The sequence below is a fragment of the Streptomyces sp. CCM_MD2014 genome, assembly GCF_000772045.1.
GTDB lineage: Bacteria > Actinomycetota > Actinomycetes > Streptomycetales > Streptomycetaceae > Streptomyces > Streptomyces salinarius.
In genome coordinates this window covers 919,829-931,614 of the sequence record NZ_CP009754.1, presented here as the reverse complement: position 1 = coordinate 931,614, position 11,786 = coordinate 919,829, and the positions used below count along the sequence as shown (strand labels likewise).

The 11,786-nt window shown below is 71.2% G+C and carries 7 protein-coding genes; 4 read left to right on the top strand and 3 right to left on the bottom strand.

All coding sequences use genetic code 11. The features are described from left to right. The first annotated feature begins 14 nt into the window (after nt 1–14). The 3 genes from NI25_RS38270 to NI25_RS04100 all read left to right on the top strand — a co-directional run bounded on the left by NI25_RS38270 (nt 15) and on the right by NI25_RS04100 (nt 2,769). Nucleotides 15–1,118, top strand: coding sequence for a C40 family peptidase (locus NI25_RS38270; RefSeq protein WP_061441119.1), 1,104 nt, complete (start codon nt 15–17; stop codon nt 1,116–1,118). Between the two features lie 4 nt (nt 1,119–1,122). After that, nucleotides 1,123–2,052 (top strand): hypothetical protein, encoded by a 930-nt coding sequence (locus NI25_RS04105; protein WP_061441118.1) that lies wholly within the window; start codon nt 1,123–1,125, stop codon nt 2,050–2,052. A 123-nt stretch (nt 2,053–2,175) separates the two neighbouring features. Beyond that, nucleotides 2,176–2,769 carry a GNAT family N-acetyltransferase gene (locus NI25_RS04100; RefSeq protein ID WP_061441117.1) on the top strand — a complete coding sequence of 198 codons (594 nt, stop codon included), beginning with the start codon at nt 2,176–2,178 and terminating at the stop codon, nt 2,767–2,769. A 175-nt stretch (nt 2,770–2,944) separates the two neighbouring features. On the opposite strand, the gene NI25_RS04095 is transcribed toward NI25_RS04100, so the two are convergent. Both NI25_RS04095 and NI25_RS04090 read right to left on the bottom strand, forming a co-directional pair. Next, nucleotides 2,945–4,462, bottom strand: coding sequence for an SAV_2336 N-terminal domain-related protein (locus NI25_RS04095; protein WP_061441116.1), 1,518 nt, complete (start codon nt 4,460–4,462; stop codon nt 2,945–2,947). Beyond that, entirely contained in the window at nt 4,459–5,973 is a 1,515-nt protein-coding gene (locus tag NI25_RS04090) for a hypothetical protein (protein WP_061441115.1), read from the bottom strand. Before NI25_RS04090 ends, NI25_RS04095 begins: the two co-directional genes overlap by 4 nt. Before the next feature lie 185 nt (nt 5,974–6,158). Between NI25_RS04090 and NI25_RS04085 the strand changes: the two genes are divergently transcribed. Further along, the gene (locus tag NI25_RS04085; protein ID WP_148315102.1) at nt 6,159–6,578 is read left to right on the top strand and encodes a hypothetical protein; all 420 of its coding nucleotides are present in this window, start codon (nt 6,159–6,161) and stop codon (nt 6,576–6,578) included. A 22-nt stretch (nt 6,579–6,600) separates the two neighbouring features. Here NI25_RS04085 and NI25_RS04080 read toward each other — a convergent pair whose 3' ends face one another. Further along, on the bottom strand, nt 6,601–11,457 hold the full coding sequence (locus NI25_RS04080; protein WP_061441113.1) for a hypothetical protein: 4,857 nt from the start codon (nt 11,455–11,457) through the stop codon (nt 6,601–6,603). Nucleotides 11,458–11,786 lie beyond the last annotated feature (329 nt).

The window sequence follows — 11,786 nt, the reverse complement described above, 5'->3', positions numbered from 1 at the left end:
TGAGAGTGGAGCTCATGAACGTGTCGACCGGCGGCAGACGGTTACGGAGCCGGGGCGCCACGGCGGCCCTCGTCTGCGCGATCGTCCTGTTGCCCGGCCCCGGTTACGCGGCCCCGGGCGAACCCGACCCGAACACCGGCCAGTCGATCGAGGACATCCGCGACGAACTGGACGGCCTGTACCGTGAGGCGGAGGTGGCCACCGAGGCGTACAACGCCGCCAACGAGAAGGCCACCGAGCAGGAGAAACGACTGACCACCCTCCGCAAGGACCTGACCCGTGCCGAGAAGCGGGTGAAGGACCTGCACTCCCTCGCCGGCGCGGCCGCGCGCACCCAGTACCGCGGGGGCGATCTCGCCGCCACCGGTATCCAGTTGCTACTCGGCGACCACCCGGAGTCGGCCCTCGACGAGGCGTCCCAGGCCCGCCAGGCCATGCGCGGACTGGTCAACGTCTCGGAGACCCAGCAGACCGCCCGTCGGGAGCTGAGCGAGCAGACCGAGGCCGCCACGAAGGAGCTGCGGAAGCTCGAGAGCAGCCGCGCGGACAAGGCGGCGGCGAAGCAGAAGATCGAGAAGAAGATCGCCACGGCCGAGCGGATCGAGGCGGGACTCGAAGAGGAACAGACCCGAAGACTGGCCCAGTTGGAGAAGGAGCGGGAGAAAGAGGCCGAGGCCAGGTGGACGGACTCGGGCGGCTCCTCCGGCGGCTCGGCGGGGAAGGGCAAGGGCAAGGGGAAAGGGCCCGGCGGCGGGACGCAGGTGAGCGGGGCCGCCGGCAAGGCCGTGGGCTTCGCGATGGCGCAGATCGGCAAACCGTACGTGTGGGGCGCCGTGGGCCCGTCCTCGTACGACTGCTCCGGACTCACCTCCGCGGCGTGGGCGGCGGCCGGACACCCCATTCCCCGTACCTCGCAGGCACAGTGGAGCGGTCTGACCCGCGTCGGCCTGTCCTCCGCCCGCCCCGGGGACCTGATCATCTACTACAACGACGCCACCCACGTGGGCATGTACATCGGAGGCGGACAGATCGTCCACGCACCGCGGCCCGGCCGCTCCATCACGACCGCGCCGGCCGCCTCCATGCCCGTCCTCGGCGTCGTACGACCCGGAGTCTGAGCGGATGACCCACTCGCTGACCCCCCGTGACGAGGGGAACCTGCCCGCGCTCGGCGCCGCGCCGCTGATCCGCCTCGACGCCTACGTGGCCGAGGACGGGTCGACGGTGGTCAACGGTCACCTGCTGGAGATGGGCGGCATGCGGCCGCCCAACGAGGCGATCCTCGACGCCGTCGCCATGTTCGCCCGTACCCTGGGGGCGCCGGTGGCGGCCACCGTGATCGACCGCACCGTGCAGCAGGTGGCGCGGCTGCGGGTGCATCCCGACGGGTCGAGCCGGACCATCGCCGACGAGGACGACCTGCCGCCCGGGCACGAGCGCACCGCCGCGGAGGAGGCCGCCTTCCCTCCGCTCGCCCGCGTCGGGCGCATCATCCAGCACGCGCAGCGCGAGGAGCTGCACGCCGCCTTCGTCCTCGCCAGCGCGCTGCGGGAGCACCTCACGCTGCGCCGGGGCGCCGAGGACGAACTGTCGCTGGAGGCCCGGGCGATCGAGGCGTATCTCGCGTACAAGCGCGGCGACCACATGCTCTCCACCGTCCTCGCGCTGACCGTCGCCCGCATCCGCTGCCGCACCGACCTGCACCGGGCCGCTCCCGACGTGGCCCGGGCCACCGCGGCATGGCAACGGCTGTGGGACGAGGGGCAGGTGGCCACCCGGGGGCAGGAACTCCTGCACATGTGGGAGCGGCTGTCCGCGGCCGGGCTGCTGCAGGAACCGGCCCACCAGGCCATGGCCCAGGCCGTACGGAGCCGGCTCGCACAGGGCGGCCGCTCCGTACCGCCGCCGGCGTCCGCGCCCGCGGCCCTGCCCGCGGGTTCCGGTGCGGAGCCGGCCCCGGCCGCCCCCGAGGACAAGCCCCTCAAGCCCACCCGCCGCGGCCTGCGGCGCTTCACCCGGCGGGCCGGCCGGTCACCGGGGGCGCCGGCCTGAGACCGCCGGGCGCAGACCCGAGCGGCCGCAGGCCTGAGACCGGGGGCTTCGCGGTGGGGCATCGCGGCGCGGACCCGTGCGGGCCCCCTTCAAGTGGGCGGTCGGGTGGGCCAAGATGCTGGCATGACAGAGGGAACTCTTTCCAGGCTTCCGCGAGAGAACATCGAACTGCCGGACGGTTGCGTACTGCGACGGCGTTCCCTGGTGTCCGACGACGCGTTCATCGACGCGGTCGCCGCCGACGTCGAGCACCTGGGGGAGTGGCTTCGCTGGGCCCAGCACCCGCCCACCCGCGAGGAGACGGAGGGTTTCCGCGCCGAACAGGACGCGGACTGGGACGCCGGCCGGTCCTTCGTCTACGTACTGACCCCGCCGGGCCGCCGGGACCGGGTGATCGGCGGGGGCGCGATGTTCCCGAACGGCGAGGAGGGCGTCCTGGAGATCGGCTACTGGGTGTGCTCCCCGGCCACCGGCCGCGGCCTCGCCACCCGGGCCGCGGCCGCGCTGACCGAGGAGGGACTGGGGCTCCCCGGCGTCACAGCCATGGAGATCCACTGCGACCGGGCCAACGTCCGCAGCGCCGGCATCCCGCCCCGTATCGGCTACCGGCTGCTCCGGGTCGAACCGGACGAGCCGCAGACCGCGGCCGAGGCCGGGCAGAGCATGGTCTGGCGCCGCGACGGCGCCGGACCACGCCCCCTGGTTCAGGCGCCCTGACTGTTGCTGTCGCCGGTGGTTTCCTTCTTGTCCAGCGGACGGATCTCGATCTTCTGCGCCATGGAGCGTCCTTCCGTTGAATGCGGTGTGACCGCGCCGCGTGGTGGTGCCCTGGTGCACGTGATGCGTGGTGCTGGACGTGCTCATGCCAGAATTCGGGCCGAGGGCGCACTTGTCAACGACTGGTGGGCGGCTGATCCCGGGTCCCGCCCCGTTTGAAGCGATCGATCCTCTCTCCCAGGCGATGGACGGTGTCGGCCCGGGCGTGCGGGATGCGCGCGTGGAAGATGTCCCGCTCCACCTCCAGGAAATGGAGGTTCTCGTAGGTCACGTCGACGGAGTCCGGCGGCGTGAGCTGTCGAATGCGTACGGCGAGACCTTCGACCTCCGGAACGGCCGGCGACAGGTACCTGTCGATCAGCTGCGCCACCTCGTAGCAGTCCCGCCTTCCGTCCCGCTGCCGGGACAGCAACTGCATCCGCACTCCCGGCAGGAAGTCGAAGACGATGCGGTGGTACGGAGTGCTGCGGGGGTCGTTCGCGTCCACGACCTGGAGCAGACCGCTGCTGAGGATCTCGGCGAGATGCTCCGGGCCGGTCTGGGGCATCAGGTGATAGGCGATGAGCTGCATGATGTGCCGGTTGAGGGGAGCGGCCGCCAGCAGCACGGTCAGCTCGCAGGTGTCGCCGAGCGCCTTCTCGAGGAACTCGACGACACGCTGTTCCGCGGTCGGCTCGGCGCACGCCTCCTGCCGGGGTGCCGGCACGCGGGGCTGGGTCGCCCGGGCGGCGTCCGCCGGGTTCACCCCGTCCGGGCCCTCCCCCGCGTCGGCGCCAGGGCCGACCACTATGGCCTGCTGGCTCACCCACTTGCTGGAGTTGAGCAGTCGGCACCACTGTTCGATCCAGCGCTTGCTGAGCTCCAGGACGGGGATGACGACGCTGTTCGCGGGCACGGGCTCCGCCGGCACCAGTGCGTCGAGGGCGGCGTCGTCCGGGGTCTGCACCTCGAACGTCGTGTTCGGCCCGCCGAGTTCGGGAGACCTGAGGTTCAGGGGCCGGGTGGCCAGGGCGGACCGGCTCCAGTGGGGGTGCGGTGCGACGTGGAGGACGGCCAGGGGATGGACCGCCGCCCAGCCGGCGAGCCGGCTTTTCAGCGGCTCTCCTTCCCAGGCCGGCCCCACCGCGTCGGTGATGACGAGGATGATCTTCTTCCGTGTCTCGTCCCCGAGACCCGCCCGCCCCACCTCCGCCGCGTCGAAGACCGGGCGCATCGGATCGAATCCCTGACTGTGGAGGCTGATGACCGGGATGTGCGCGAAGTGGGCGAGTTTGTAGGCACTTTCGACAAAGGCCTTGATGCTGTCGTACCACGCCGCCATGGAGGCACCGGTGTCGATGATGAGGACCAGGTCCCACGCCGGTGGCCTCGCCCGGGGATAGGGGCTCGCGCCGGGCAGGTTGGGAAGTGTGGGGGTGTTCGCCTGCGCCGTCGGATCGAGAGTTTCCAGGGCCCGCAGGGCACTGGCCGCCGCCGGCACGGCCGGCACCGGAGCCGGACGCGGCCAGTCGTCCGGGGGCTCGGAGAAGAGATCGGGCGCCGGAAAGGGACGTGGGCGCAGGGAGAAGAACTGGCGCCGGTTGTCCTGTGGTGTGCTGGTGATGAGCCAGTTGCCGTCCGGATGAGTGTTCACAGCACCCTGGCCTCGCTGGGGGCGACCAGACTGTGCAGGGTGGGCAGAGTGTGGGTCGGATCGTCCCAGAGCAGCGTGATGTCGGTGACGGCGTCGTCGGCGGAGGTCGAACGCCGGTGGTCCGCGCGCAGCGCGCTGATGCGGTCCGGCAACTCCTGGAGCGGGCCCGCGCCGATCAGCCGGAGGGCGGCGCTCTGGAAGGCGGCCGAACAGTCCAGCCGGTGCCACAGGATGGCCGGGGCCCCGTTGCGCAGGGCGTCGAGGAACTGCAGGCGTCCCTCCTTGTCACTGGGCGGGCTCTTGAGGATGACGGGGTCCTGTGACTTCCGGGACGCGGCGGACTCCCGGTCCGGCTCGGCGTCGTGCGGGGCGGAGACGGCCGTGCCCCGGTCCGGGGACTCCGCTTCCTCCGAAGCGTGCATGAGGCTGTCCCACCTGGCGCGCCACGCCGACTGGATCGTGGGGATCTGCAGCCGGTCCAGGCTTCGGATGAGCACCGTGCGCGCCGGGCGGGCCGGCTGGGTGGCATCCGCGCACCAGTCCCAGACGGGCTCGTTGATCAGCGGCAGCGGAAGCCAGAACTCGACGCACATGTCGTCCAGGACGGCCTCACTGGTCTCCTGCACCCACTGCCTCAGGCGTTGCGCGACGGTGGGCCTGAGCTCGGTGTGGCTTACGGCCTGGGTGTCCTCGTCCCGCAGCGCCGGCTTGGCGCGTGCCCCCTCGCGGTGCCACATGCGCAGGGTGTAGGTGTCCTTCTGCAGCCCGTCGGGCAACAGCACGAACATGACCCGGGCCGGTGACCGTTCGGGCAGGACGAAGTCGGCGGCCGCGGTGCGGCACGCCTGGAGTTCCTCGGTCAGCCCCCAGTCCTCGGCCTTGCTCCCCGCCCAGGCGTGTAAGGCGCTCGCCTGAGCCGGTCTGGCCGCGGCCAGGTGCTCCAGGTAGGCCAGGAGGGGAGGCAGGCCGGTCGGCAGCATGTTGCGGCGCAGCAGGTGCAGGGTGGTGGGCCAGGTTCCGGTGCAGTGCGCCGGCAGGTCGGCCGCCAGGAAGGGCAGGCACGCCTGGGCGGCCGCGGCGGCCTGGTGGGCCGGCACCTGGTCGAGAAGGCCTCTCAGCTCGTCCAGTTCGGCGTCGGACAGCAGCGTCCTGGCCGTGAGCCAGTCCGCGACGGTGCGCAGGGGCAGGGCGAGGCCCGGATCGCGGGTGACGTGGTCGAGGGCGTCGGCGAGGGCTTCGGCGTCGTCCGCCTGGTCACCGCAGGCCGCGACCAGCTCACCGATGCGGTCCGCCGGTTGTGCGCCGTCGCCGTCGCCGTCGCCGTCGGCGGGGGCGGGGGCCGGCGGGAACGGCCCGCCCTGCCGGGCCAGGCGCGCGGTCAGGGAGCGCCATCCGGATTCACTGTTCAACAGCGGATTGGAAGCGAGGCGCTGGGCCAGGGCGCGCTGAAGGTCGGCGACCGTCCGGCTCGGCGAGCCGGTCGTGGGCGCTGTTGCTGCGGAATCCGTCATGGCTGGTCACTCCTGCGATGCCGGTTTGGCGAGGTGTTGGCGTGTGGGTCGACCGGTGCGGGGGTGCCGTGCCCGCCCATGGTCCGGCATGGCGACGGGGCTCGGCTAGAGCGCGAAGGGGTGAGTTTGGCGTTCTGGAGCGAACTGCCGTGCGCGGGCTGCCGTATTGCGACAATCAGTGCCCTATGGATGCGAGCGCATGGGCGGCCTGGGCCGCGGCCGTGACGAGTCTGGCGACGCTGGTCGTCACGACGGTCGTCGGCGGACGACGTGAACGGCACCGGTGGGCGCGGGACGCGTTGACGGACGCCTTCGTGGCCTTCCTCGAGGCGAGCTGGCGGCATTCCGACACGGCCGGGGGGACGGCGGGTACGGACGCCTACGCCGAGCCGCTGCTGGCCGAGTACAGGGAGATGCGCAGTCAGCTCACGCGGCTGCGGCTGCTGGCCGCCGACGGAGTGGTGGACGCGGGGGAGTCGCTGTTGCGCCGGCAGCGTCAGGTGCACGATGTGCCCGCGGGGCCGGAGCGCGACGAGGCGCTGGCGGCCGCGTCCCGGGCCCGGCGGGCGGTGATCGACGCCGCCAAGAAGGAGATGGGCCTGTGAGACGGACGACACCGCACGGAACTTACCGGACATAGCGCCCCATTCGTGTCTCCGCACTGTCGCGGATGTGGACGAGCGCCGCTCGTGTGGGGGACGGGATCCCGCTCTGCCGCAAGCGCTCGCTGATCGAGCGCGCGACGCTGACGAGCGGGTCCTTGTCCTCCGAAGGGGGCGTCCACGGTCCCGGCACCCAGTGCATGACGATGTTCCAGGCGGCGTGGTGCATCACCGGATCGTCGGGCTCCAGCCCTTCGAGGATCTCCGTCCAGTCGCCGAGGAAGCCCATGCCCACCAGACGCGCCCGCCGCAGACTCGGATGGGCCTCGTCCGGAGCGAGGATCATGCTGTTGAGCTCCTTGTACGCGGTGGAGACGAGCCGGCCGGCCGTGGGGTGCTCCTCGGCCGCCAGGAGGCTCAGGTAGCCGATCGCGGCGACGGCGTGGGCGGCCGGGACGACGGTCTGGACGCCGTGCAGCGGGTGGGAGTGCACCACGGTGGTGGTCCGGTTGCCGGGGTGGCCCGCCGCCGCGCGGACGAAGCTCAGCGCCTGGTGGAGTCCCGTGCTGGCGGCCAGCATCACGAACCGGTGCGCGTCCAGACCGCCGGGGTCGTCCGGTTGCAGTCGCTCGAGGCGCGAGCGCCGTTCCTCGCTCAGGGGCACCGGGTCGAAGGGCGGCGCGTCGAGCAGGACGTCGGTGGTGCCGAGCAACTTGAGCATTTCGCCGTCGTCGAGACGGGGAGCCTGTGCGAAGAGGTCGATCTCGGAGCGGTCGGGGACGCTCTCGCGCCATGCCGGGGCCCACGGCCAGTACACGCTCGGAGCGCGGCCCGGGCGACGGGTGGCCTCGTCGAGGAGCAGGGCCGCTCGGGGCCGGGCCTCCAGGTCGTGGCTGCTGACCGCGCGGACGAGCGCCGACAAGGGTTCGAGATACCCCTCGTCGAGCCGGTCCGTGTAGGCGTGCACGATGTCATCTACGGCGGGCATCTCGTGGCCGTTCAGCGTGTGCACGAAGGCGGCGAGTGCCAGCAGCCGCGTGGGCGAGGCGTCGGCGGCGAGTTGCTGCACGCGGGTGACGGGCAGCGTCCGGCCGCGATGGAGCAGCATGTGGCAGGCCAGCACCATCGTGGTGTCGTCGTCCCGGTCGAGCAACGCGTCCCAGTCGACGTCCTCGCCGTCGCGCAGCAGCCGTGCCGGACCGGTGTCCTCGCAGTGCTCCGCCGCGGTGGTCAGCAGCGGGTGCCAGGTGATGTCGTCGGCCAGGCCGGTCCGGAAGCGGTACTCCAGCAGGGTGGAGAGATCACCGATGCCGGCCAGGACGGTCAGGATGTCCCGCTGTTCGAGATGGAGCTGATGGACGGTCGTGGCATCGGCGGTCCGCGACAGCTCCGTGAGCGTCTCGGGAAGTCTGCGTCGGCACGCCTCGGTGTAGGTCCGGCGCACGGCGTCGCTGGGCCGGACGTTCAACTGGGCCAGTGCCTGCCAGGCCTGCCGGATGACCGGCCACGGTGCGTCGGTCCGGACGCGGTCCCACAAGTAGCCGACGAGTTCGTACAGCCGGGTCGTGGCGATCGACCGTACGGCCCGTACGGTCAGGTCCTGATCGACGTCGTCCGGCTGTGCGTCCAGCAGGTGGCTCACGACCTCCGTGAGTGCCTTCCGGGCGCCCGGCACGAACCACTGGTGCATCATCACCAGGCCGTCCAGCGCTTCGGCCGCCGCCGGTGCCGCAGCGTCCATGGCGGTCGTCCGCAGTGCCCGGAGCGCGTCCGGGGTGCCGTACTTCGCGAAGCCGTACGCCGCCTGCCGCCAGGCCGGCTGGCCGCTGTCCCCGGCCTCCAGTTGCGCGGTGAGCGTGCGCAGGAGCCGGTCCCGCAGCTTTCCGAACCGGCCGGGAGGGGCGGCCTGCAGCAACCACGCCCCGTACACGAGGTTGGCGTCCAGCGCGGTCCGCAGGATGTGCTCGACCATGTCCTGCGGCGTCTGCGGATTGGCCACCAGCAGCTGGGCGGCCTCCCGCCAGTGGAACTGAAGGATGCGATCGGCGACCTTGTCGGAGTCCTCCTCCTGGGCGAGGACGGTGGCCGCGAAGTAGGCGTGGATGACCGGGTTGTCGAAAGCCACCCATCTGCCCGACGGGTCGGTGACGACGGCCGTACTGCGCAGCAGCGCCTCGAGGGAATCCCTGGCGTTGAAGGGACGTAACCGCTCCAGGGACTTCACCGCGTCCTCGTACCGGATGGCCGCGCCGAAGGCGTCCATGTCGCCGGCCAGGTGTGCCAGGAGCTTCATGCGACGTTCGACTTCCCGGTCGTCGACGCCGGCGATGAGACCCCGGGTGTACTCCTCCACCAGCTTGCCCGGGTTGGTGGTGCTGACGGCCTCTTCCTCGAGGTAGCGGTCGACCAGGATGCGCAGGAACAGCGGCTTGGCGGCGAGGTCGCGCAGACTGCCCGCCTCCGGGTCGTCGAACACCGCCTGCTGGAGACTGTCGACGCGGGTCCGCCACGTCACCTGGTCCCGCCGGCGGATCCGGTCCTCGATGTACTCGCGCGCCTGAGGGGCCCTGACCCTGTGCAGCACCACCGCAGGCCACCCCAGAGCGCTGGGCTGGTAGTCACCGCCGCGCTGGCAGACCGTCATGCGCAGGGCGGGGAAGGCGGCACCGAGGTCCCGGATCCAGTCCAGCACGAAGGGCTTCTCCTCGGCGTCGACCTTGTGCAGTTCGTCGAAGACCGCGTACACGCCGCCCAGCCGCAGCACCGCCGTGATCACGGACCCGTCGACATCGCCCAGCTCGGCACACTCGCACAGGAGTTGCTCGACGGCGGGCTTCGCGGCGCCGGGTACCGCCTCGGCGGCGTCTGCGGCGGCGGTCCGCCATGTGCGCAGGTACTCGCTGACGCGCAGCGCGTTCAGCTCGAGAGGCCAGCACAAGGGCGGGTGGGAGTCCAGATGGTACTGGGGTTCGATCCCGCCCCTGATGAGCCGTGCCTGCAACTCCCTGACGGTCGCGCTCTTCCCCGCCCCGCAGTCGCCGACGAGCACCGAGCGTTCGTGGGACCACAGGAGTTCGGTGGCGGGCCTGGGGTCCATGGCGAGCGCCCCGTCGCCCTGCTGGACGAAAGGTTCGCCCGGGCGCAGGACTCGACCGGTCAACGAGATGAACGGGACCGGGTTCGCGCAGTTTTCACGCTGCTGATCGAGGGTTTCCGACAGCGGTCCCCGGAACAGGGCACCCAACAGGTCGCCGTCGACGTCCAGTTCCTCGTGCCCGGCCGTCCAGGCCGCCTCCCGGGCGCCGATGAGCAGGTCGACGGCGCCGGGACGGTGCGCCTGCCCGGAGTCGAGCAGTGCGCGCATGAGCGTGGCCGCCTGATCGGGCTCCCACGAGGAGAACAGGCCGGCCGGCTCCCCCCGCAGGGCCTCCGCCGCCACGCCGGCCGTCGCCGCGCACACCGCCACCCGGAACGGGCTCTGTTCTTCCTCCGGGAACTTCAACGGCCGTAACGCCGCCAGGGTCAGGTACTCGAAGAGGTGCCGCTGCGCGTCCTGGGGCGAGCAGTGCCGCCGCTCCAGCAGCAGAGCCGCGCGTCTGATCTCCCACAGCAGGGCCAGGCACCGTCCAAGAGGACCCGGACCGGCGTCGACCAGCGCGGCGAGGATCTTGTCCAGGCACTCGTCGTCGACGAAGACGAACAACTTGCTCATCACGGCCAGTTGCCGCTGCAGGACGAGCAGCTCGCGCCAGGCGAGACCGGAGTCCTCCAGTTCCCGCAGGAGGCACACCTCGAGCCATGCGTAGTCGGTGAGCGTCAGACCGTCCGGCTCGGCGTCGGCGAAGTCGATCAGATAGGTGCGGTCGCCCCGGAGCAGGACGTTGCGCGGGTTCAGGTCGCCGTGCACGGTGCCGGTGACGCGAGCATCTTCTGCGCGGTGCAGGATCGCGTACAGCTCACGCAGCGGATGGGCGACGCGGACGCCGTCGCAGGCCAGCTCCTCGGCGGTCTCCTCGACGTGCCCGAACGACGAGAGCTTGGTCTTGAGCAGCTGTGAGCGGAGCTCGGCACGCGTGTGCAGGACGTTCGCACTCACGCGGAGCGGGGAGCTGCCCTCCAGCTCCCGGCGGAGGTCCTTCTCGCGAGCGCTGCCCTGGGCCACGGCTTCGACGCGCGCCCGGTCGATGCGGCCGACCAGCTTCTCGCGACCCAGGGCCGGCTCCTCCAGAAGGAGCGTCACCCGGCGACCGGAACAGATCGTGCGCTTGTCGCCGGGGGGCGAGGAGGAGCTGAGGAGCACGTCCTCCTCGTCACAGCGTTCGGCCTCGACTTCCTCACGGCTGGGAGCGGTGATTCCCAGGTCGAGATCGACACCTTGGCCGTCCTGGGGCTTGATCCGTTCGAAATACAGGTGCAGGTCCGTTCCCAGCGTGCTGTTCAGGTGCCCCAGGGAAAGACTGCTTTTCTGCGCCACCCGGTGGAACTGGTCGGCCAGGTCGGTGAGCGTATGACGCAACGACTCGCACGCCGATTCGGTGAATGCCTCGTCGGCGACGCCCTGCGCCACCACCTCTTCCAGCGACCGGGTGTCGCCACGCGTGCCGTGCCGGTCCTCCAGATGCTGGTAGACGACCACTTGAAGACCGGAGGCGTACGGGTTCGCGGGACCGGCCTCCAGGACGTCCCGGCTGGCGGCGACGATGTCCAGATGCATGGGGAAGCGCTCTGGCCGCGCCACCGGTGCCGCGGCCCGGTACTCCTTCACGGCGTGGTCGCGGTCGGAGAGTTTGGCGACTTGGAGGAGGCTGTCCCCGTCCTCCAGCAGCAGGCGGATCTCGAGGACCGCGGAGCCGCTGCGTCCCCCGGAGAGCCGGCGCAGCACCCGCACTTCCCTGAGGCCCTTTGGCCAGTGTCCGTCCTGTGACGCATCGGTGCCGAGGGGGATGTTCCGCAGGGCACCGCGGATCTCCCGCTGGACCGACGCTTCGAAATCGGAAGGCCGCTCGAATTCGACGGTCCAACTCTCTTTGCGCACACTTTCCCCCTGACCGACCGATGGGACGGACCACTTGTCGGCTGCATCACGTGCGGGGAGTGTAGCGGTTCGGGGCATATGCTCACCCGATCCGGCGGAAACTCCGGCTTTCGAGTTCCATGATTTGCCGCTGTAAAGGAAAAGCGCGTCATCCGCTCGGAGAAGGCGGGCGCGGG